The following is a 21,166-nucleotide window of genomic DNA, read 5'->3' as shown; positions in this document are numbered from 1 at the left end:
GTTTGCAGCATGCGCCGCATCGGGTCACCAGATCCTCACGGAAGTTTAAATAAAATGTGATAACTTGCGGCGCTCGCCTGCGTTAAGCTTTAGCAAAAGACTGTCGGTGGAACGCCATGAATAACCCAAAGAAAATACTGCTGGTTGAAGACGATCAGGATATCGCCACCTTGCTGCGGCTTAATTTGCAGGATGAGGGTTACGAGATTGTCCACGAAGCGGACGGTCATCAGGCCCTGGCGCAGCTCGAGAAACCTGTCTGGGATGCGGTTATCCTCGATCTGATGCTGCCCGGCGTTGACGGCCTGGAGATTTGCCGTCGTATTCGGCAGATGACGCGCTACCTGCCGGTGATCATTATCAGCGCCCGCACCAGTGAAACGCACCGCGTTTTGGGCCTGGAGATGGGCGCGGACGACTATTTGCCAAAACCCTTTTCGGTGCTGGAACTGATTGCCCGCGTGAAAGCGCTGTTCCGGCGTCAGGAAGCGATGGGGCAGAACATTCGCATGGAAGGCGGCCTGATTACTGCCCACGGGCTGGCTATCGATCCGCTGGCGCGCGAAGTGCGTCTGCGCGATGAGATTGTCGACTTAACCCCGCGCGAGTTTGACTTGCTGTACTGGTTTGCCCGTCATCCGGGGGAAGTGTTCTCTCGTCTGTCGCTGCTCGACCGGGTCTGGGGCTACCAGCACGAAGGCTACGAGCATACCGTCAACACCCACATCAACCGGCTGCGCATCAAAATCGAACGCGACCCGGCGGAGCCTGAAATCATTCTCACCGTCTGGGGTAAAGGCTATAAGTTTGCCAGCGATAAAACGGAGCCCGCTTTATGATCCGCCGTTTGAGCCTCAGCCAGCGGCTGACGCTGGTGTTCACCGCCATTTTACTGCTGTGCGCCGTAGCGGCGTGCAGCGTGCAGCTTTACAGTACCTCGCAATACGGCAGCGCGATGGTTCAGCGCCTTTCCGCCGGGCTGGCGCAGCAAATCGTCAACAGCGAACCGCTGCTGGATAAACAGGGGGATGTTAATCGCCAGACGCTCAAAACCCTGTTTGACAGGCTGATGAACCTGAACCCGAGCGTGGAGCTGTATCTGGTGTCGCCGGAAGGCGATTTATTGGCCGATGCGGCCCCGGCTGGACACATCAAACGACAGAAAATCGATGTGACACCGTTGCAGACCTTCCTCGGCGGCGCGGCGTGGCCCGTGTTTGGCGACGATCCGCGCAGCCTCGATAAACAGAAAGTCTTCAGCGTTGCGCCGGTGCGGTTAAACGGCGAATTACACTGCTATCTGTACATTATTTTGCAGGGCGAAAATCTCAATGCGCTGGCCGACAGCGCCTGGGAAAAAGCGCTGTGGAGCACGGTGCTGTGGTCGCTGCTGCTGGTGGCGCTGTTTGGCACGCTGGCGGGGATGATGGTTTGGTATTCGGTCACCCGCCCGGTCAAACGGCTGACCGCCGATGTGCGCGGTCTGGATCAGGACAGCATCAGCGCCATCAAACAACTGGCGCAGCAAACGCCGGAGCGCGAGCCCGCCAATGAGGTTGCGATCCTGCACAACACCTTTATCGAGCTGGCGCGCAAAATTGCCTGCCAGTGGGATCAGCTCTCTGACAGCGATCGCCAGCGCCGCGAGTTTATTGCCAACATTTCGCATGATTTACGCACCCCGCTGACGTCATTGCTCGGCTATCTGGAAACCCTGTCGATGAAAGCCGACAGCTTGTCGCCGGAAGATAACCGCCAGTATCTGGCGATTGCCCTGCGCCAGGGCCACAAGGTGCGCCATCTGTCACAGCAGCTGTTTGAACTGGCGAAACTTGAGCATGGCGGGATCAAGCCGCAGCTGGAACGCTTTGCCATCGGGGAGCTGATTCAGGACGTGGCGCAGAAATTCGACCTGGCGATTGAAACTCGTCAGTTGACATTGCAGGTCGAGATGCCGCGCTCGCTGCCGTTGGTGAATGCCGACGTGTCGATGATTGAACGGGTGGTGACCAATCTGCTGGATAACGCCGTGCGCCACACTCCGCAGGGCGGCACCATTCAGCTGCGCGTCTGGCAGGAAAACGCGCAACTGCAGGTGGAAGTGGCCGACAGCGGGCCGGGGGTAGAGGCAGAGTTGCGAGAGCAGCTGTTTCAGCGTCCTTCGGCGCTCAATGCGCGACGGGCCCGTGAGGACAGGGGCGGATTAGGGCTGTTGATCGTGCGGCGAATGCTGGAATTGCACGGGGGCGGTATTCGGCTGGTGGATGCCACGCCGGGGGCCTGTTTCCGTTTTTACGTGCCGTTATAAGCCGTTATATATGCAAAAGCCGGGCGCAATGGCCCGGCTTGATAATCAGCACTCTTCCGCTTACTGCGGGAACCACTGCTGGCTGATTTTATGGTACGTTCCGTCTGCTTTAATCGCTTTCAGCGCTCCGTTCAGTTTTTCCAGCAGCGCTTTGTTGTCCGGACGAACGGCAATCCCCAGACCGGTACCGAAATACTGGGCATCGGTCACTTTCGGCGTGGCGGTGCCCAACTGCGGATTGGTTTTCAGCCACTCATTCACGACCGCAGTATCGCCAAACACCCCATCGATACGGCCATTTTTCAGGTCAATAATCGCATTCTGGTAGCTGTCGTACGCCACAGTTTTTACTTCCGGGTGCTTATCCTGCAAGTATTTCTGATGCGTGGTGCCGTTTTCCATCCCGATGCGTTTGCCTTTCAACTGCTCAAAAGAGGTGAACTCGCCCTTTTTCGCAATCACCAGCGCTGAGTTGGCGTAGTACGGGTCGGTGAACGCCACCTGCTTACTGCGCTCAGGCGTGATGTCCATCCCGGAAATCACCGCGTCGTATTTTTTGAATTTTAGCGACGGGATCAGGCTGTCAAACGCGTGGTTGGTGAAGGTGCAGTCCGCCTGCATTTGTTTGCATAACGCTTTCGCCAGATCGATATCAAAACCGGCAATCTGATTATTGGCATCGAGAGATTCAAACGGTGGATAGGTGGCGGAGACGCCAAAGCTGATTTTGTCAGCCGCAGCCGCGCCTGCGGCGAAAGAGGCAAGCAGCGCTGCCAGAATAAATTTCTTCATGGTAAAGCTCCCGTCGGTCAATCTTATGATGTTGTGCCGTGTCTGAGGCATGGGAGTTACCTTGCCACCTTGTGAATTATCATGCAATAAAAATGACTAAATATTTTACAGTGGACATAAAAAAGCGGGAAGTGAATCACTTGCCCGCTTTAGGTGATGCTTTCTTATGCAATATCAGTTACGGCGTTCGAACGCCAGTGCCTTACGTTCGATCAGGCGCATCATCAGGGTCAGGAGCCCGTTGACCACCAGATAGACCAGGCCTGCCGCGCCAAATACCATCACGTCATAGGTCCGGCCATACAGCAGCTGCCCGTGACCCATCACTTCCATCAATGTGATGGTGTACGCCAGAGAGGTACTCTTGAACACCAGCACCACTTCGTTGGAGTAAGAAGAGAGGGCACGCTTAAAGGCATACGGCAGCAAAATCGCCAGAGTGTCTTTCTTGCTCATTCCTAACGCACCGCAGGATTGCCACTGGCCGTCCGGGATCGCGCGGATCGCGCCATAGAACAGCTGGGTGGTATAAGCGGCGCTGTTGAGCGACAGGGCAATCATCGCACACAGCCAGGGTTCAGAGAGCAGATGCCACAGCGCCGGATAGTTCTGCAACTGTGGGAACTGGCCCGGGCCGTAGTAAATCAGGAAAATCTGCACCAGCAGCGGCGTACCGGTAAACAGTGTGATATAGGCGCGGACAATCCACACCAGCACCGGCGTTTTCAGCGTCAGGATGATGGTGAAAATCAGCGACATAATCAGCGCCAGCACGATGGAGGCGACGGTCAGCGTCAGGCTGGTGTGCAGCCCTTTCAGCAGTTCGGGTAAATACTCAAGCATCAGCCTGGTCTCCGTTCAAAGCGAGTCGCGCGCAGGTCAATGCGTTTGAGAATGTACTGACTGAGCAGGGTGATAACGAGGTAAATAGCCGCCGCCACGATGTACCAGGTAAACGGCTCCTGGGTACGGGTGGCGATGCTTTTGGTCTGCAACATCAAATCGTTCACGCTGATAAGCGACACCAGGGCGGTATCTTTCAGCAGCACCAGCCACTGGTTACCGAGCCCCGGCAGCGCATGACGCCACATCTGCGGCATCACCAGCCGGAAGAAAATCGCCGCTTTCGACAGCCCCAGCGCCTGGCCGGATTCCCACTGACCCTGTGGGACGGATTTCAGCGCACCGCGCAGCGTTTGTGAGGCATAGGCGGAATAGAGCAGCGACAGCGCAATCACGCCGCACAGGAACGGGCTGACGTCGAAGTTTTCAATTTGCACCTGAATCGGGATCTGCGCAAAACCGAGGTTCAGCGTAAAACCGTCTGACAGCAGGAGCAGCAGTTGTGAGGAGCCAAAATAGATAAACAGGACCACCAGAATTTCCGGTAATCCACGCAGTAGGGTGACCAGTCCGGTGCCGAGCCATGCGACAGGACGCCATTTCGCTGACTCCCACACCGCAAAGATCATCGCCAGCACCAGGCCAATCGCCAGCGCACAAACGGCAAGGCCGACGGTCATCCCGGCGGCGCTTGCTAATGGAAACATTTCGTTCATCAAGAATTACTTCTGGAACCATTTGCTATAGATGGTCTGGTAAGTCCCATCCTGCTTCACTTTGTCGAGCGCAGCATCCAGTTTCTGCTGCAGATCGGTGTTGCCCTGACGCACGGCGATGCCGAGGCCGGTACCAAAGTACTCTTTATCCGTCACTTTATCGCCGATGGCGGCCAGTTTCGGATCGGCTTTCAGCCATTCAGTGACCACGGCGGTATCACCGAACACCGCGTCAATACGACCATTCTGCAGATCCAGTTTGGCGTTCTGGTAGCTGTCGTATGGCACGGTAGTGATTTCCGGATGTTTATCCATGATGAACTTCTGGTGCGTGGTGCCGTTCTGCATCCCAACCTTTTTGCCTTTCAGCGCGGCGATATCAGCCACCTTGCCTTTCTGGCCCACGAACAGGGCGGAGTTATCGTAGTAAGGCTTGGTGAACAGGACCTGTTTTTCACGCTCAGGGGTGATGTCCATGCCGGAAATGACGGCGTCAAAACGACGGAATTTCAGGCTAGGGATCAGGCTGTCGAAGGCCTGGTTAGTGAAGGTACAGGTGGCGTCGATTTGTTTACACAAGGCGTTCGCCAGGTCCACGTCGAAACCGACAATCTTATTGCTGGCATCCATCGATTCAAACGGAGGGTAGGACGCTTCCATCGCAAAACGAATGGTCTGTGCTGCACCGGCGGACAGGCTGACGCTGGCCAGCAGCGCGGCAATCACGATTTTTTTCATTGTCATTGTTCCCGATTACATCAGTGTGAAAGATAGTTTTTAAAGGCGTCGGTCTGCGGATGGGCAAAGCACTCCGCGTCCCCTTGCTCGACAATATGACCGTTTTCCATATACACCACCCGACTGGCGGTTTTACGCGCCACTTCGACTTCATGGGTCACGATAACCTGGGTAATCTGAGTTTGTGCCAGCTCGCGAATGATGCTGACAATCTGGGCGGTGATTTCCGGATCCAGTGCGGCGGTTGGCTCATCAAACAGCAGAACCTGTGGTTCCATCATCAGCGCCCGGGCAATCGCCACACGTTGTTGCTGGCCGCCGGATAAATGCAGCGGATAGCGGTCGCTATACGGCTTCAGGCGCAGACGTTCCAGCAGCTTTTCAGCGCGAGCCAGAGCCTGCTCTTTGGATAAGCCGAGCACGCGACATGGCGCTTCAATCAGGTTTTGCAGCACGGTCAGGTGCGGCCACAGGTTGTACTGCTGAAAGACCATACCGACGTTCTGACGCAGGTCACGAATCGCTTTATCAGAAGGGGCTTTGCTGAAATTGAATTGAGTTCCTGCAATGGAAAGCGTGCCGGAGCGGGGCATCTCCAGCAGGTTAAGAACGCGCAACAGCGAGCTTTTTCCCGCGCCGCTAGGGCCAAGCAGCACCAGCGTTTCACCCTGCGAGCAATCCAGGGTTATGTCGAACAGCGCCTGATGTGCGCCGTAAAAGCAGTTAATGCCTTCTAGTTTTATACTCATCCGGGAAATCTGACACCGATAGCTATTGAGGCCGCAAATAGTAACGTTCACAGAATAGTTATGCAATATTTCTGCGTTAAAACTTAAATATAAACCACGTTTAACCTTAAAGTTAGCACAATATAGCGAGGGTGTAGGGGCGATAAAATAAATGTCGGCATTCTGTGATGAATGCCGACATTTTACCTGAGTTATTACGGGGGGATTTTACTTAGAGAGAGTCTGGCGCAGGGTACCCGCCGGGGCGTGGACGGTGCCGCCGAGGTAGCGCACGTCGTCTACAGCCCAGCATTGGCCTTCCCTAATCATCAGCACTTCATCCTGCCAGCTGTTGGAACCCTGCTTCAGTTCTACACGCAGCGGAATGTTGCGGGCATCGGTATTTGGGATGGTGGAGGCGTCGGCCACAACGGCGCTGTCAGGTGCTGTCGTGCGGCTTGAGAACAGGTCCTGTTGCATCAGCGCACGTTTGTTCGGATCGTTATTCGCATCGTTAAGCACTTTGGCGAGGTCGTCGCTCAGGTAGGGGCGCAAAGCGGTCAAATCGTTGTTGCGGTGCTGAATGCGATAGTCGTAAAACTTCTGAGCCACGGTGTCCGGGCCGCCTTCTACGCATGCGCCAGACCGGGTACCAATATCTTTATAGGCAGGCGTAACGGTGGTGCAGGCGCTCAGCAGAAGTGCGCAAGGGACAAGAAGTGCAGCGGCAGAGTAGCGCATGAGTGATTTCCTTATAGACTGAGTACGATTTAGATGTTTTCAAGCATAGCGTATCAGGACGATAATGTGTTTGACTAACCGAGCTAAGGCATTGAAGAAGGAGGATGAATGCAATTTTCAACTACACCGACCCTGGAAGGGCAAACTATCGTGGAATACTGCGGCGTCGTCACCGGCGAAGCGATTCTGGGTGCCAACATTTTTCGTGATTTTTTTGCCGGGATCCGCGATATCGTTGGCGGGCGTTCTGGTGCGTATGAGAAAGAACTGCGCAAGGCGCGAGAAATCGCGTTCCAGGAACTGGGTGAACAGGCCAAAGCGCTGGGCGCGGATGCAGTGGTCGGCATCGACATTGATTACGAAACCGTCGGTAAAGACAGCAGTATGTTGATGGTCAGCGTCAGCGGTACCGCCGTTAAAGTGCGTCGATGAAGCGTTGCTTACTGATGTCCCTGGCGCTGCTATTGACAGGCTGCGCCAGTAAAAAGGATGCCGGGCAGCCGCCTCTGGTAAGCAAACCGGGCTATATGCTGGATACCAGCCATCCGTCGCCCAATGCTTACCCGCGCGTCAAAGTGCTGGTTATCCATTACACTGCCGGAGATTTTGAAAATTCTCTGGCGACCCTGACGGATGACAAAGTCAGCGTGCATTACCTGGTCCCCGAAAATCCACCGCAGCAAAAGGGTAAGCCGCTTATCTGGCAGCTGGTGCCGGAACAGGATCTGGCCTGGCATGCGGGGGTGAGTTTCTGGCGCGGGGCCACGCGCATCAATGACACCTCGATTGGTATTGAACTGGAAAATAAAGGCTGGCAGACCGTCGCAGGGGAAAAAAGCTTTACCCCGTTTGCCCAGTCACAAATCAACGCTTTGATCCCGCTGGCCAAAGACATCATTGCGCGGTATCACATTGAGCCGCAGAACGTGGTCGCCCATGCCGATGTTGCCCCGCAGCGTAAAGTCGATCCTGGCCCGCTCTTCCCGTGGCAGCTGATGGCGCAGCAGGGGATAGGCGCATGGCCGGATGCGAACCGGGTGGCGTTCTATCTTAATGGGCGTCTGCCGTCGGAGCGCGTGAACACGGGGGCGGTGCTGGATGTGCTTGCGCGTTATGGCTATGAGGTGGCACCGGGCATGACAGCCGATCAGAAGAAACGCGTGATTATGGCGTTTCAGATGCATTTCCGGCCAGCTCGCTACGACGGCATCGCAGATGCACAAACCCAGGCCATCGCCGAAGCGTTACTGGAAAAATATGGCCAGGGTTAAAGGCTGAGCGTTAGCGCGGCAGTTTCCCGTGATCTTTCAGCCAGTGGGCGGTCTGCACGATCCCTTGATCGAGGGTGACAATCGGCTGATAGCCGAGCTCTTGCTCGGCACGGCTGATGTCCAGAGTGAAATCAAAGTTCAGTTTGGACACCCCGTAGTGGGTGAAAGAGGGTTCTTTCGCCGCTTTATTGCCGAAACGCTCCATGCTGCGGGCCACCATATCCAGCATCGGATACGGCACCGACCGGATGCGGCAGTGAATATCCAGCTCGTGGATAAGCTTCTGCACGATGCTTTTCAGGCTGCGCGGCTCGCCGTTGGTGATGTTATATGCCCGGCCTGACGGCAGCGAATCACACTGCGGCTGGCTCGCCAGCCACATCGCATGTACCGCGTTTTCGTAATAGGTCATATCCACCTGCGCCGCGCCGCCACGTGGCAGCAGTACGCTGCCGTAATGGTGCATCATCTGCGCCAGACGCGGAATAAACACTTTATCGTGCGGGCCAAACAGGCTTTGCGGACGCAGCACCGTGAAACGGGTGTTTGGGTTGGCCTGCGCCAGCAGTTTAATCACCTCTTCGCCAGCGGCTTTGCTGCGGGCAAATTCATTGGCAAAACGCTGCGGACGGAAATCTTCTTTGACGTCGCGATGGTGGTGATAATCAAAATAGAGCGACGGGGATGAGATATGAATAAAGTTGCGCACCCCCCAGGCCACGGACCATTCGCCCAGACGACGCGTGGCGCGCACGTTGGCTAAATCGAACGCTTCCTGGGTGCCCCACGGGGAGGTGAAAGAGGAGCAATGCCACAGGGTATCGATTCCGGCGAGCATCACCTTTGCCTGCGATGACACCAGCTCGGTCAAGTCCGCCGGGACAAACTCAGCGCCCATTTTTTCCAGCAACCGTCCCATCGCTTCATTGCGACCGGTTGCTCTGACGCTGATGCCTTTACGGCGCAGATATTCCACCGCATTACGGCCTAAACCGCTGGTGGCTCCGGTGACCAAGACCTTCATATCCATCCACTGTGTTTGAAAAGAATTTCGTGCGCATTTTTCCGTGAATTACGCTGAGTTGCAATGAGAAACTGCGAAGAATCATCCCTGATTACGCTATTTGCGCGTGATTTCTTCGGCGAGCGTCACAATTCGTTTCGCCATGCCCCGAAAAATAAACAGATGCGCCGGGATCATCAGCAGCCAATAGAATAAGCCTGGCATACCGTGCGGATGCCACCAGGCGCGCACGTCGATTTCGCGATGGTCGCCTTTATCCTTTAGCGTAAAACTCAGGCGGCCCAGCCCCGGTGCTTTCATGCCAAACAGCAGCGACAACTGTTTGTGCGGCTCGACGATGATAACCTTCCAGCTGTCCACCGCATCGCCGGTCTCCAGCATTTCACGTGCCGGGCGACCTTTCGCCAGCTTATGACCGATCGCGCGGTCCATCCCGGCGCGGATATCCCACAGAATATTGCCGAAGAAATAACGCTCTTTGCCGCCAAGACGATTGACCACCTGCCACAGCGCATCCAGGCTGGCGGAAGTACTGACGGTACAGCCCGCCTGCTTTGGAAAGTACCCATATTCTGGCCGCCAGCGGGCAAACGCCTGGGCGTCATAGCCCCAGTCGCTGGAGTTCATCAGCTGTTGTTCTTCTTGCAACGTGCTTTTGACCGCCTCATCAAAGGAGATCAATGGCTGCGGGATAAGCGCTCGCAGTGGCGTGTCATCTGCCAGCAGATCGTGTTTTAGTCCCTGGATCAGCGCCTTGGCGGTGGTCGGCGGCACAGAGGTAATGACGTTCAAAAACCACACCGAAATCCAACTGGTGGGGAAGGGAATGGGGATCAGCAGACGATGACGGCCACTGATCCGCATGAAATGCTCGAACTGCTGCTGATAGCTCAGCACTTCCGGCCCGGCGGCTTCGAGAACGCGATGTTGCTCTGCCGGATGATGGAGCAATTCCACCAGGTAAAAAAGCAGGTTTTCCAGCGCAATTGGCGTGGTACGGGAGCGAACCCAGCGCGGTGGGGTCAGTACCGGCAGGTTGTAAACCATGTCGCGCATGACTTCAAATGCCGCCGATCCCGCGCCGACAATAATGCCCGCACGCAGTTCGGTGACCGGAATACCGGCTTCGCGCAGCAGTTCTCCGGTGATTTGACGCGCACGCAGGTGATCAGACTGTTGATGTTCCGGGGCCTGCAACGAGCTTAAAAAGATAATCTGTTTCACCGGCTGCTGGCGCAAAGCATCGCGCACATTGAGCGCCACCTGACGCTCATGGGCGACGAAATTGCCGCCTTCGCCCATGCCGTGAACCAGAAAATAGACCGTGTCTACGCCGTCCAGCAGGGCGGGCAGTTCGGTGGGCCAGTTGAGATCGAGGGGATGACAGCTGACGCCAGGCAGCGCCAGCTTTTGTAAACGATCCGTGTTGCGTGCCGCAGCCCGCACGGTCATACCGCGCGCGCTGAGTTCGGTGACCAGATGCTGGCCAATGTAGCCGCTGGCACCAAGCACCAGAATTGTCTGCACGTTAGCCCCTACGGTTCAGAAATGATTTCCAGTGACCAACCACCTCTTCGAGCTGCTGGCGATTAACGTCCAGATGCATCACCAGGCGCACAATCGGTGAGGCGTTGATCAGCACCCCGTTGGCACGCAGATGTTCGCCCAGGGCGGCGGCGTTGTCTTCACCGACGCGCACGAACAGCATGTTGGTGTCATGGCGCATCACGTCTGCCCCAATGGCTTTCAGCTGTTCCGCCATCCACGCGGCATTGTCGTGATCTTCCTGCAAACGCTGCACGTTATTTTTCAGCGCATACAGACCCGCCGCTGCCAGAATGCCCGCCTGGCGCATCCCGCCGCCGGTCATTTTACGCCAGCGATTGGCGCGCTTGATGTAATCGGCGTTGCCGACCAGCAGGGAGCCGACCGGCGTGCCCAGGCCTTTAGACAGGCAGATGGTGAAGGAGTCGCAATATTGGGTCACGTCTTTCAGCTCGCAGCCGTAGGCCACGATGGCGTTAAAGATACGTGCCCCGTCAACGTGTAGGCCCAGTCCGCGCTCACGGGTAAATTCCCACGCCTGTTTCAGGTATTCGCGCGGCAGCACTTTGCCGTTGTGGGTGTTTTCAAGGCTGAGCAGTTTAGTGCGGGCGAAGTGAATATCGTCGGCTTTGATTTTGGCCGCGACTTTGTCGAGCGGCAGAGTCGCATCGCTGGCGGCATCAATTGGCTGAGGCTGGATGCTGCCGAGCACTGCGGCACCGCCTGCTTCGTACAGATAGTTATGCGCCCCCTGACCGACGATGTACTCTTCGCCACGTTCGCAGTGGCTCAGGAGCGCCACCAGGTTAGCCTGTGTGCCGGTCGGCAGGAACAGGGCGGCTTCTTTCCCGCCCAGCTCCGCCGCGTAGCGTTGCAGTTCATTCACGGTCGGGTCATCCCCGTACACATCGTCCCCGACCGGGGCGGCCATCATCTGTTCCAGCATGGCGCGCCCAGGGCGGGTAACGGTATCACTACGTAAATCGATCACGGCATTTCCTTTTTTCCATCAGGGTTATGCCTCTCTTTTTACCTGAGCCAGTTGGTTTTCGCCAGTTCGATAACCTCATCCCCGCGTCCACTGATGATCGCGCGCAACATATACAGGCTGAATCCTTTGGCCTGCTCAAGTTTAATCTGCGGTGGAATAGCTAATTCATCTTTCGCCACCACCACATCGACCAGTACCGGCCCGTCGGTGCTGAAGGCCTGTTGCAGCGCTTCATCAAGGTCTGCGGCTTTCTCCACCCGAATGCCGGTAATGCCGCAGGCTTCGGCGATGCGCGCAAAGTTGGTGTCGTGCAGTTCGGTGCCGTCGGTCAGATAGCCTCCGGCTTTCATTTCCATTGCCACGAAGCCAAGCACACTGTTGTTAAAGACCACGATTTTCAGCGGCAGTTTTAGCTGCGCCACCGACAGGAAGTCGCCCATCAACATGCTGAAACCGCCGTCGCCGCACATCGCCACCACCTGGCGGTCCGGCATGGTCGCTTTCGCACCCAGCGCCTGCGGCATGGCGTTGGCCATCGATCCGTGGTTGAACGAACCGAGCAGGCGGCGTTTGCCGTTCATCTTCAGGTAACGCGCGGCCCATACCGTCGGGGTGCCAACATCGCAGGTGAAGATCGCATCATCGTCGGCGAAGTGGCTGATTTGCTGGGCCACATACTGCGGATGAATGGCTTTCTCGCTGGGCTTCGCGAGGTCGTCGAGTCCTTTACGCGCATCGCGGTAATGCTCCAGCGCTTTGTCGAGAAACGCCCGGTCGTTTTTCTCTTCCAGCAGCGGGGTAAGCGTCGCGAGTGTGGCCTTAATATCGCCGACCAGCGCCATGTCTACTTTGCTGTGCGCCCCGATGCTGGCCGGGTTGATGTCTATCTGAATGATTTTGGCATCGCTGGGGTAGAACGGGCGATACGGGAACTGGGTGCCGAGCAGCACCAGGGTGTCGGCGTTCATCATGGTGTGGAACCCGGATGAGAAGCCGATTAGCCCGGTCATGCCGACGTCGTACGGGTTGTCATATTCGACATGCTCTTTGCCGCGCATAGCGTGGACAATCGGTGATTTCAGCTTTCCGGCAAATTCCAGCAGCTCTTTATGCGCCCCGGCACAGCCGCTGCCGCACAGGAGAGCAATATTATTCGAGTAGCGCAGCAGTTGGGCCAGCTTGCGCAGTTCTTCCATTTCTGGCACCACTACCGGCTGCGGGGCGTGATACCAGTGGGAGCTGGCGCTTTCCGGAGCCGCTTTCAGCGCGACATCCCCGGGCAGCACAATCACTGATACTCCACGGTTAAGCACCGCTTTGCGCATCGCAATCGCCAGCACCTGCGGAATTTGCTCCGGGGAAGAAACCAGTTCGCAGTAATGGCTGCATTCGCGGAACAACTCCTGCGGATGGGTTTCCTGAAAATAACCGCTGCCAATTTCGCTGGACGGAATGTGGGCGGCGATCGCCACTACCGGCACGTGGTTGCGATGACAGTCAAACAGGCCGTTGATCAGATGCAGGTTGCCCGGCCCACAGGAACCGGCGCAGACCGCCAGTTCGCCGGTAAGCTGAGCTTCAGCCCCGGCGGCAAAGGCGGCCACTTCTTCATGGCGCGTCGGCATCCACTCAATCGTGCCCATGCGGTTCAGGCTGTCACTCAGCCCGTTCAGGGAGTCACCCGTCACACCCCAGATTCGTTTTACCCCGGCTTGTTCAAGCGTTTTCGCAATATAAGAAGCAACTGTTTGTTTCATGGGATTCCATCTCCTTTTTGTGATACCGCTTACAAGCTTAGATGAAACTCACTGGAGTGCCCGGGGCGATTAATCAGGTCAGGTGTCAGGCCAGAACCAAATCGCTTTGCGGATGGCAGGAGCAGGCCAAGACATAGCCCTGCTGCTGCTCTTCTTCACTCAGCGTCATGGTACTGGTGACGCGATACTCCCCGCTGACCACCCGGGTTTTGCAGCAGCCGCACACGCCCGCGCGACAGGCAGCATTGACCGCCACGTGATTGCTTTCCAGCGCTTCCAGCAGTGTAGTCCCGACCGGCGCATAAAATGCTTTCGCCGGTTGCAGGGTGGTGATTTTCAGTCCACTGGTTGCCGCTTCCGCCACCGGGGTGAAGAATTGTTCTTTGTAGAAACGCGTCACGCCCAGCGCTTTCACATTTTCTTCCACCCAGTCCATGTAGGGGGCCGGACCGCAGGTCATTACTGTGCGTTGTGCGAGATCAGGCACGCTTTCGAGTATTGATGCGCTGAGGCGTCCGGCGACAAACCCGTGGGCGGCGTGATGCTCTGCTACCAAGGTCAGCGGATACTGCCGCCATTCGTCGGCAAAAATCACATCTTCTGGTGAACGCACGCTAAAAATCACCTGCACGTCGGTGTCCGGACGATATTTTGCCAGCCAACGGCGCATCGACATCACCGGCGTAACGCCGCAGCCTGCCGCCAGCAAAAGCATCTTATCGTCAGGTTTATCGTCGCAGGTGAATTCCCCTTGCGCATCGGACAGCCACAGATAGTCGCCGCGTTTCACTTCGCGCGTCAGCCATTCCGAGCCTTTCCCGTCATCAATTCGCCGCACGGTCAGCGTGATGTATTCGCTCACGCCGGGCGTAGAAGACAGGGTGTAGGCGCGCAACGTGTCCGCCGTATTGCGGATACTGACCAGCGCATATTGCCCGGCGCGATAGGGATAATGGTCGTGACAGAGCAGCGACAGGGTCCACACATCCGGGGTTTCCTGCTGAATGTGATGCACCTGCATCCGCCACGGGCATTGAGAAGTGGGCATAGTCATCGTGGTCTCCTTACGCGCACAGCATCTGCTGTAAGTCCTGCTCAACGGTGGTAATCGAACGCAGGCCAAACTTGTCGTTCAGCACCGCCAGCAGGTCAGGGGTCAGGAAGCCTGGCGCGGTAGGGCCGGTGACGATGTTTTTCACTCCAAGTGACAGCAGGGTCAGGAGGATAACGATGGCCTTCTGCTCGAACCACGACAGCACCAGTGACAGCGGCAAATCATTCACGCCGCAGCCCAGTTTTTCAGCCAGCGTCACCGCCAGGATAATTGCCGAGTAGGCGTCGTTACACTGTCCGGCGTCGACCAGACGCGGCAGGCCTTCGATGTTGCCGAAATCCAGTTTATTGAAGCGGTATTTCCCGCAGGCGAGGGTCATTACCAGGCAGTCGTCCGGCACGCTGGTGGCGAAATCGGTGAAATAGCTCCGTTCGGTGCGTTCGCCATCACAGCCGCCTACAAGGAAGATGTGACGCAGTTTTTCACGGCTGACCAAATCAATCAGCGTATCCGCTGCGCCAAGCAGCGTCTGACGGCCAAAGCCGACGGTGATCAGGTGCTCGATTTCGCTATATGGGAAGCCCGCCAGCTGTTGCGCCTGTTCAATCACCGGGGTGAAATCATCCCCTTCAAGATGGCTGACGTTTGGCCAGCCGACGATGCTGCGGGTCCAGATACGCTGATCATAATCGCCCACTGTCGGGTCGATAATGCAGTTGGAGGTCATCACCACTGGGCCCGGGAAGCGGGCAAATTCGACCTGCTGGTTCTGCCAGCCGCTGCCGTAGTTGCCGACCAGATGTTTGAATTTACGCAGCTCCGGGTAGCCATGTGCAGGCAGCATTTCGCCGTGGGTATAGACATTCACCCCGGTGCCTTCGGTTTGCAGCAGCAAATTGTAGAGATCTTTCAGGTCGTGGCCGGAGATCAGAATCGCTTTGCCCGCTACCGCTTTGACGTTGACCTGCGTCGGAGTGGGATGGCCGTAGGCGTTGGTTTCGCCGCTATCCAGAATACTCATCACCTTAAAGTTCATCTGGCCGATTTCCATCGAACATTCCAGCAGGGCATTCATGTCCGCAGGCCAGGTGCCGAGCCAGGCCATGATTTTATGGTACTGGGCATAAATCTCGTTATCGTACTGGCCAAGCACGTGGGCGTGTTCCATATACGCCGCAGCGCCTTTCAGGCCGTACAGGCACAGTAAACGCAGGCCAAGAATGTTGTCGCCAATGGCGGCTTTATCTTTGTTCGGGGTAAACATTTCGGCCTGGCGCTGTAACTCGCCGAGGTCATCGCTCACCAGCTGTAAATCGGCCATCGGGTTATCCACCGCGGCACGGGCATCTTTCGCCAGGCATTGTGCTTTCAAGGATTCGCGCAGGGCAATGGCCTCACGGGCGTAGCCCACGATGCGAGGGGAATCAAAGTTGACGTTGGTGAGAGTGGAGAAGAAGGCGCGCGGGGCGAAACTATCGACCTCATGGCTGATGATGTCCAACTCGCGGGCTTTCACCGCCCAGGCTGACAGCCCCTGCAGAGTGGCAATCAGTAGATCCTGAAGGTCAGAGGTTTGTGCCGTTTTGCCGCACATACCCTGGGCGTAAGCACAGCCGTTTCCGGCGGGAGTACGGATGGTTTGTTCACATTGCACACAGAACATGGTCACACCTTTTAAAGTTATATATAAAATGCATGTTTAAGGGTAAGCCTGTGATGCAGTGCTGAAAAGGGAATTATCGGGCAACTTAGCGGGAGATTGATTTAACGCAATTTTGGCGGCAGGAGACCTACCGCCAGAGAGGTAGATTAGGCGGAGAAAAAGGCCATCAGCAGCGGCACCAGCAGGCTCAGAATAAAGCCATGCACGATGGCCGCAGGCACGATTTCCACCCCGCCGGAACGTTGTAATACCGGCAGGGTGAAGTCCATCGAGGTCGCGCCGCAAATCCCCAACGCGGTGGAACGATGGCGTAGCACCAGACCCGGGATCAGCATAATAGCAATCAGTTCACGTGCCAGATCGTTAAAGAAGGCGGCACTGCCAATCACCGGCCCGAAAGATTCGGTCATTAAAATACCGGACAGCGAATACCAGCCAAAACCGGAGGCCATTGCCAGGCCGGTTTTCAGCGGCAGATCGAGAATAAAGGCGTTAATCACCCCGGCAAACAGTGAACTCAGCGCCACAACCACTGCCACAATCATTCCCCGACGATTAAGGACAATCTGCTTCAGGGTCATGCCGTTGTTTCGCAGTTGGATACCAATCAGGAATAAAAGGAATATCAAGGTATATTCGCTGGCTTCGGTGGCGTGCTGCAAAATGGGCCAGCCGGTAAGCCCCAACAGAAAACCGAGTAATACCACGCCGCACAGCTGCAATGATTCCAGAGCCATTGCAATTCGTGAGGGTAATTTCTCCTGCTGATGGTTATGGTGCCACGGGAGCGTTCGTTCGAGCCACAGCAGGGCAATAATATTGCACAGCAGAATAACCACAATGCTGACCGCTGAATAATGAAATATGGCAAGAAGATTACTGGAGAGATTATCCAGAAAGGCCAGGCTGATGCCCATGAAAAACAGAATAACGTAAACAATCCAGCTCAGCAGGCGGTTAATCAACTGCAGGGCAGAACGGTGACGCAGTGGAATCAGATAGCCGGCAATCAGCGGCACAAGAATAATCAGCAGTCCCGAAAACATGAACGGTCAGGTCCTTAATAGTGTCAAAAGCGCACCTGACACTACCGAAACCGCGGAGGGGAGTAAAGCGGGGAGAAAAAAGAAAAGGCCCGGCAGTGCCAGGCCTTTAGAAAAATCACTAATGATTAATCGCGTTTTTCCAGCAGAGTGCGGTACAGCACGCCGCCGAGGATGCCGCCGATGATTGGCATCGCCCAGAACAGCCACAGCTGTTGCAGCGCCCAACCGCCCTGGAAAATAGCCACCGCGGTGCTACGTGCCGGGTTCACAGAGGTGTTGGTTACCGGGATGCTGATCAGGTGGATCAGGGTCAGCGCCAGGCCGATGGCAATAGGGGCGAAGCCCGCCGGAGCGTGTTTATCGGTTGCGCCGAGGATAACCAGCAGGAAGCCACAGGTCAGCACGATTTCAATCACGATAGCAGACAGCATCGAATAGCCGCCCGGGGAGTGCTCGCCGAAGCCGTTAGAGGCGAAACCACTTGCCGCCGCGTCAAAGCCGGTTTTACCGCTGGCAATCAGATACAGAATTGCCGCAGCAATAATGCCGCCGATGAGCTGAGCCACAATATAACCAATAATGTCTTTAGCCGGGAAACGACCGCCAGCCCACAGACCCAAGGTCACTGCTGGGTTAAAATGACCACCGGAAATATGGCCGACAGCATAAGCCATGGTCAGCACGGTTAAACCGAATGCCAGTGCCACGCCCGCGAAACCAATACCTAATTCCGGGAAACCTGCCGCCAGCACTGCGCTACCGCAACCACCAAATACAAGCCAGAATGTACCAAAGCATTCTGCAGCCAGTTTTCTGAACATAACCACCTCAAAGAAATAACAGTGACGGTGTCAGGAAATTCTGCACCGGACATTATTTATCGCCACAAAGGGAAGACGACATAATTAAGAACCGTTATTTTAAGAACTAACGCCATCCCTTCACCAGTGAAATAAAGCCACTACTATTGATTTAAGTTAATGTCTGGTCATTCCTTGCACGTAGTTGAGGTAAAATGAGTATAGATTATTTTTTGCCAGTTAATTCTGATGTAAGAATAAATTTATCGCGAGTGGTTATTAATTATTTCGCTAGTAGTTTCTGTTGGTAAATATCACGGGCGTTTTTTGTCATCACCTGACTTTGTTTCAGGTATCACCACCCGTCGCCTGCCGCTATACTCCTGTTAACGAAAGGGAACTTTTCAGGTGGAGGGCGTATGCTTCTCGAAAGAGTGGAAATCGTGGGCTTTCGCGGCATCAACCGCTTATCGTTGATGCTGGAACAGAACAATGTCTTAATCGGTGAAAACGCATGGGGTAAATCCAGCCTGCTGGATGCACTGACCCTGTTGTTGTCGCCTGAATCTGAGCTCTACCATTTTGTGCGCGAAGACTTCTGGTTCCCGCCGGGGGACGTGCTGGGTCGCGAACACCATCTGCATATCATCCTCACCTTTCGCGAGCTAGAGCCTGGCCGCCATCGCGTGCGCCGCTATCGCCCGCTGGACGCGTGTTGGGTGCCGGGGCCGGACGAGTATCAGCGCATTCATTACCGGCTGGAAGGCGAACTGGCGGAAGACGGCAGCGTGATGACCCTGCGCAGCTTTATTGATGGCAATGGCCGTCCGCTGCCGCTCAAGGATATTGATACTCAGGCGCAGCATCTGGTGCGCCTGATGCCGGTGCTTCGCCTGCGTGATGCCCGCTTTATGCGCCGGATCCGTAACGGCACGGTGCCGAACGTGCCGGACGTCGAAATCACCGCCCGTCAGCTCGATTTTCTCTCCCGCGAGTTGGTCACCAGCCCGCAAAATTTATCCGATGGTCAGATTCGCCAGGGTTTATCGGCGATGGTGCAACTGCTGGAACACTATTTTTCCGAACAAGGCACCGTGCAATCGCGCCATCGCCTGATGCGGCGTCGCTCGCATGACGAGCAGCGCAGCTGGCGTTACCTCGATATCATCAACCGGATGATCGACAAACCCGGCGGGCGCAGCCATCGGGTGATCCTGCTCGGGCTTTTCTCCACGCTGTTACAGGCCAAAGGCACGGTGCGGCTCGATAAAGACGCACGCCCGCTGCTGTTGGTGGAAGATCCGGAGACCCGGCTGCATCCGATTATGCTGTCGGTGGCCTGGAATCTGCTCAACCTGCTGCCGCTCCAGCGCATCACCACTACCAATTCCGGCGAACTGCTGTCGATGACCCCGGTGGAGCATGTCTGCCGTCTGGTGCGCGACTCCTCCCGGGTTGCCACCTGGCGTCTGGGGCCGGACGGCCTGAGCGCGGAAGACGGGCGGCGCATCGCGTTTCATATTCGCTTTAATCGGGCCTCATCGCTGTTTGCCCGCTGCTGGCTGCTGGTAGAGGGCGAGACTGAAACCTGGGTGATCAACGAGCTGGCGCGTCAGTGCGGTCATCACTTCGATGCCGAAGGGATTAAAGTCATCGAGTTCGCGCAGTCAGGCCTTAAACCGCTGATCAAGTTCGCCCGGCGGATGGGCATTGAATGGCATGTGCTGGTGGATGGCGACGAGGCCGGGAAAAAGTACGCTGCCACGGTGCGCGGCCTGCTGAATAACGACCGGGAGCTGGAGCGTCAGCATTTGACCACGCTCCCGGCGCTCGATATGGAGCATTTTATGTATCGCCAGGGCTTCGATGACGTTTATCACCGGGTGGCGCAAATTCCGGAAGGGCTCCCGATGAATATGCGACGGGTAATCATCAAGGCGATTCACCGTTCGTCAAAACCGGATCTGGCCATTGAGGTGGCGATGGAGGCGGGGCGACGCGGGGTGGAAGCCGTTCCTGTGCTGTTGCGTAAGATGTTTTCCCGCGTGCTATGGTTGGCACGCGGGCGGGCAGATTAGCGCTGGCATACCGTGACGGTTTGCGCCTGTAGGCCGTCGAGCAGCTCATAACGTCGACGGTATTCCGACCGTTTTTTGCTGGCAATCTCTTCCATTGGCTTACGCGGCATGGTCAGCGGCAGCAGATAATCACCGTTGGTGTCGAGGCTGCCGCCCAGTGATTCCCAGAAGCTGTTGTAATCCGCATGCAGCTTGTCCTGTTTTTTACGACGATAGCGAACGCTACGATAGATATGGGTTTCATTACTGACCGCGCGAATGACTTCTGCCTTCATCAATTGGCCCAGCACCATTGCGGTTTCCACCAGCAGACGTTTTGGGAACAGGCCGTTACAGGATTTGGTCGCACCCTGAATCAGCTCATGCGGGACGTGCGATTTCGCCCCCTGCATTCCGCCGATGTACATCGTTTGCTTGCCGTTGAACTCACATAAGGTAAAAGTAAGCTCGGCCAGCACGGTGTTTTCCGCATCGCTGAATACCAGCGTCGCTTCGCCTTCTTTATCGAGAAACGCATCGCACAGCAGGCGGATGCTAAAGACCTGCTCATCACGTCCAGTCAGGGTCGCGAGCGTTACGCCCCGGCGACTCAGCCAGGCATTCATCACCGGCATTGGCAGGTGCTCGGCCATGATTTCATAGTGCGACATCAGCGCCTGCGCAGCATTCTGACGCGGCATGTTCATTGACAGCCATGGGCGATGCAGGCGGCACGGTAAACCCGGTTGCACCTGTAACATCTCACGCAGTTGCGGCAGCGCTGCCAGGCGTGAGAGTAGGGTGGCAGTCGTGAACGGGGTCGCCAGTGAACGCAGAATAAATTTGCGGCGATAGGACGGATTTTTCCACGCCAGCCCCGGCATCAATTGGCCGCTACTCAACAGGCGAAACAGTTGCCAGCCGGTTTTTGGGGTCGGTTGTTCTGAATAAGAAAGTTCTGCGTTGAGTGACATTTGGAGAGCCTTGCCGGATTGAAAAGCCGACTTTATCAACGGCTTCTTCAACGTCGACACAACGAGTCAGACGCTTCACTGAAAGATAGGGTTTCGTTGAGGAAATGTTTAGATACAA

General features: G+C 56.1%; 20 protein-coding genes. 5 read left to right on the top strand and 15 right to left on the bottom strand.

Annotated features, from left to right (window positions below; genetic code table 11):
- Positions 1–116: 116 nt before the first annotated feature.
- Together SIK69_RS22460 and SIK69_RS22455 are read left to right on the top strand one after the other, a co-directional pair.
- Positions 117–839, top strand: coding sequence for a response regulator (locus SIK69_RS22460; RefSeq protein WP_319629784.1), 723 nt, complete (start codon positions 117–119; stop codon positions 837–839).
- Entirely contained in the window at positions 836–2,308 is a 1,473-nt protein-coding gene (locus SIK69_RS22455) for a sensor histidine kinase (protein WP_319787160.1), read from the top strand. The genes SIK69_RS22460 and SIK69_RS22455 overlap by 4 nt, the downstream gene beginning before the upstream one ends.
- Positions 2,309–2,368: 60 nt before the next feature.
- Here the strand turns inward: SIK69_RS22455 and artJ are convergent, their stop codons facing one another.
- From artJ to SIK69_RS22425, 6 genes are all read right to left on the bottom strand, one after another.
- Positions 2,369–3,100, bottom strand: a complete 732-nt coding sequence (artJ, locus tag SIK69_RS22450) for an arginine ABC transporter substrate-binding protein ArtJ (RefSeq protein WP_319787159.1) — start codon at positions 3,098–3,100, stop codon at positions 2,369–2,371.
- 174 nt (positions 3,101–3,274) lie between these two features.
- Complete coding sequence (gene artM, locus SIK69_RS22445) at positions 3,275–3,943, bottom strand: arginine ABC transporter permease ArtM (RefSeq protein WP_319629787.1); 669 nt, start codon at positions 3,941–3,943, stop codon at positions 3,275–3,277.
- The gene (gene artQ, locus SIK69_RS22440) at positions 3,943–4,659 is read right to left on the bottom strand and encodes an arginine ABC transporter permease ArtQ (protein WP_319787158.1); all 717 of its coding nucleotides are present in this window, start codon (positions 4,657–4,659) and stop codon (positions 3,943–3,945) included. Before artQ ends, artM begins: the two co-directional genes overlap by 1 nt.
- 6 nt (positions 4,660–4,665) lie before the next feature.
- Positions 4,666–5,397 (bottom strand): arginine ABC transporter substrate-binding protein ArtI, encoded by a 732-nt coding sequence (gene artI / locus SIK69_RS22435; RefSeq protein ID WP_319629789.1) that lies wholly within the window; start codon positions 5,395–5,397, stop codon positions 4,666–4,668.
- A gap of 20 nt (positions 5,398–5,417) precedes the next feature.
- Positions 5,418–6,146, bottom strand: a complete 729-nt coding sequence (gene artP, locus SIK69_RS22430; protein WP_319787157.1) for an arginine ABC transporter ATP-binding protein ArtP — start codon at positions 6,144–6,146, stop codon at positions 5,418–5,420.
- A 207-nt stretch (positions 6,147–6,353) separates the two neighbouring features.
- Positions 6,354–6,866 (bottom strand): lipoprotein, encoded by a 513-nt coding sequence (locus SIK69_RS22425; protein ID WP_319629791.1) that lies wholly within the window; start codon positions 6,864–6,866, stop codon positions 6,354–6,356.
- 108 nt (positions 6,867–6,974) lie between these two features.
- On the opposite strand from SIK69_RS22425, the gene SIK69_RS22420 reads away from it, so the two are divergent.
- Positions 6,975–7,298 (top strand): heavy metal-binding domain-containing protein, encoded by a 324-nt coding sequence (locus SIK69_RS22420; RefSeq protein ID WP_013366920.1) that lies wholly within the window; start codon positions 6,975–6,977, stop codon positions 7,296–7,298.
- Positions 7,295–8,137, top strand: a complete 843-nt coding sequence (locus tag SIK69_RS22415) for an N-acetylmuramoyl-L-alanine amidase (RefSeq protein ID WP_319787156.1) — start codon at positions 7,295–7,297, stop codon at positions 8,135–8,137. Before SIK69_RS22420 ends, SIK69_RS22415 begins: the two co-directional genes overlap by 4 nt.
- Positions 8,138–8,147: 10 nt before the next feature.
- On the opposite strand, the gene SIK69_RS22410 is transcribed toward SIK69_RS22415, so the two are convergent.
- From SIK69_RS22410 to aqpZ, 8 genes are all read right to left on the bottom strand, one after another.
- Positions 8,148–9,161 carry a 3-beta-hydroxysteroid dehydrogenase gene (locus tag SIK69_RS22410; RefSeq protein ID WP_319787155.1) on the bottom strand — a complete coding sequence of 338 codons (1,014 nt, stop codon included), beginning with the start codon at positions 9,159–9,161 and terminating at the stop codon, positions 8,148–8,150.
- A 96-nt stretch (positions 9,162–9,257) separates the two neighbouring features.
- The gene (locus SIK69_RS22405; RefSeq protein ID WP_319787154.1) at positions 9,258–10,688 is read right to left on the bottom strand and encodes an SDR family oxidoreductase; all 1,431 of its coding nucleotides are present in this window, start codon (positions 10,686–10,688) and stop codon (positions 9,258–9,260) included.
- Between the two features lies 1 nt (position 10,689).
- Positions 10,690–11,697 carry a low-specificity L-threonine aldolase gene (gene ltaE / locus SIK69_RS22400; protein WP_319629796.1) on the bottom strand — a complete coding sequence of 336 codons (1,008 nt, stop codon included), beginning with the start codon at positions 11,695–11,697 and terminating at the stop codon, positions 10,690–10,692.
- Between the two features lie 38 nt (positions 11,698–11,735).
- On the bottom strand, positions 11,736–13,454 hold the full coding sequence (gene poxB, locus SIK69_RS22395; RefSeq protein WP_319787153.1) for a ubiquinone-dependent pyruvate dehydrogenase: 1,719 nt from the start codon (positions 13,452–13,454) through the stop codon (positions 11,736–11,738).
- 85 nt (positions 13,455–13,539) lie between these two features.
- The gene (hcr, locus tag SIK69_RS22390; protein WP_319787152.1) at positions 13,540–14,508 is read right to left on the bottom strand and encodes an NADH oxidoreductase; all 969 of its coding nucleotides are present in this window, start codon (positions 14,506–14,508) and stop codon (positions 13,540–13,542) included.
- 10 nt (positions 14,509–14,518) lie between these two features.
- Complete coding sequence (hcp, locus tag SIK69_RS22385) at positions 14,519–16,171, bottom strand: hydroxylamine reductase (RefSeq protein WP_319787150.1); 1,653 nt, start codon at positions 16,169–16,171, stop codon at positions 14,519–14,521.
- A 146-nt stretch (positions 16,172–16,317) separates the two neighbouring features.
- Positions 16,318–17,217: a LysO family transporter gene (locus SIK69_RS22380; RefSeq protein ID WP_319629800.1), complete on the bottom strand. Its 900-nt coding sequence runs from the start codon at positions 17,215–17,217 to the stop codon at positions 16,318–16,320.
- Positions 17,218–17,342: 125 nt separating this feature from the next.
- Positions 17,343–18,038: an aquaporin Z gene (gene aqpZ, locus SIK69_RS22375; protein ID WP_319629801.1), complete on the bottom strand. Its 696-nt coding sequence runs from the start codon at positions 18,036–18,038 to the stop codon at positions 17,343–17,345.
- 398 nt (positions 18,039–18,436) lie between these two features.
- On the opposite strand from aqpZ, the gene SIK69_RS22370 reads away from it, so the two are divergent.
- The gene (locus SIK69_RS22370) at positions 18,437–20,095 is read left to right on the top strand and encodes an ATP-dependent endonuclease (protein ID WP_319629802.1); all 1,659 of its coding nucleotides are present in this window, start codon (positions 18,437–18,439) and stop codon (positions 20,093–20,095) included.
- Here SIK69_RS22370 and SIK69_RS22365 read toward each other — a convergent pair.
- Positions 20,092–21,048 (bottom strand): VirK/YbjX family protein, encoded by a 957-nt coding sequence (locus SIK69_RS22365; RefSeq protein WP_319787148.1) that lies wholly within the window; start codon positions 21,046–21,048, stop codon positions 20,092–20,094. The genes SIK69_RS22370 and SIK69_RS22365 overlap by 4 nt on opposite strands.
- Positions 21,049–21,166 lie beyond the last annotated feature (118 nt).

The organism is Scandinavium lactucae (assembly GCF_033843265.1).
GTDB classification, from domain to species: Bacteria; Pseudomonadota; Gammaproteobacteria; order Enterobacterales; family Enterobacteriaceae; genus Scandinavium; species Scandinavium lactucae.
The sequence above is the reverse complement of the archived record's forward strand: the minus strand, read 5'-3'. Positions and strand labels throughout refer to the sequence as shown.

Excerpts from the sequence above, each read along its gene's own strand:
- SIK69_RS22460 (WP_319629784.1), top strand. The coding sequence starts at position 117 with ATGAATAACCCAAAGAAAATACTGCTGGTTGAAGACGATCAGGATATC.
- SIK69_RS22455 (WP_319787160.1), top strand. The coding sequence starts at position 836 with ATGATCCGCCGTTTGAGCCTCAGCCAGCGGCTGACGCTGGTGTTCACC.
- artJ (WP_319787159.1), bottom strand. The coding sequence starts at position 3,100 with ATGAAGAAATTTATTCTGGCAGCGCTGCTTGCCTCTTTCGCCGCAGGC.
- artM (WP_319629787.1), bottom strand. The coding sequence starts at position 3,943 with ATGCTTGAGTATTTACCCGAACTGCTGAAAGGGCTGCACACCAGCCTG.
- artQ (WP_319787158.1), bottom strand. The coding sequence starts at position 4,659 with ATGAACGAAATGTTTCCATTAGCAAGCGCCGCCGGGATGACCGTCGGC.
- artI (WP_319629789.1), bottom strand. The coding sequence starts at position 5,397 with ATGAAAAAAATCGTGATTGCCGCGCTGCTGGCCAGCGTCAGCCTGTCC.
- artP (WP_319787157.1), bottom strand. The coding sequence starts at position 6,146 with ATGAGTATAAAACTAGAAGGCATTAACTGCTTTTACGGCGCACATCAG.
- SIK69_RS22425 (WP_319629791.1), bottom strand. The coding sequence starts at position 6,866 with ATGCGCTACTCTGCCGCTGCACTTCTTGTCCCTTGCGCACTTCTGCTG.
- SIK69_RS22420 (WP_013366920.1), top strand. The coding sequence starts at position 6,975 with ATGCAATTTTCAACTACACCGACCCTGGAAGGGCAAACTATCGTGGAA.
- SIK69_RS22415 (WP_319787156.1), top strand. The coding sequence starts at position 7,295 with ATGAAGCGTTGCTTACTGATGTCCCTGGCGCTGCTATTGACAGGCTGC.
- SIK69_RS22410 (WP_319787155.1), bottom strand. The coding sequence starts at position 9,161 with ATGAAGGTCTTGGTCACCGGAGCCACCAGCGGTTTAGGCCGTAATGCG.
- poxB (WP_319787153.1), bottom strand. The coding sequence starts at position 13,454 with ATGAAACAAACAGTTGCTTCTTATATTGCGAAAACGCTTGAACAAGCC.
- hcr (WP_319787152.1), bottom strand. The coding sequence starts at position 14,508 with ATGACTATGCCCACTTCTCAATGCCCGTGGCGGATGCAGGTGCATCAC.
- hcp (WP_319787150.1), bottom strand. The coding sequence starts at position 16,171 with ATGTTCTGTGTGCAATGTGAACAAACCATCCGTACTCCCGCCGGAAAC.
- SIK69_RS22380 (WP_319629800.1), bottom strand. The coding sequence starts at position 17,217 with ATGTTTTCGGGACTGCTGATTATTCTTGTGCCGCTGATTGCCGGCTAT.
- aqpZ (WP_319629801.1), bottom strand. The coding sequence starts at position 18,038 with ATGTTCAGAAAACTGGCTGCAGAATGCTTTGGTACATTCTGGCTTGTA.
- SIK69_RS22370 (WP_319629802.1), top strand. The coding sequence starts at position 18,437 with ATGCTTCTCGAAAGAGTGGAAATCGTGGGCTTTCGCGGCATCAACCGC.
- SIK69_RS22365 (WP_319787148.1), bottom strand. The coding sequence starts at position 21,048 with ATGTCACTCAACGCAGAACTTTCTTATTCAGAACAACCGACCCCAAAA.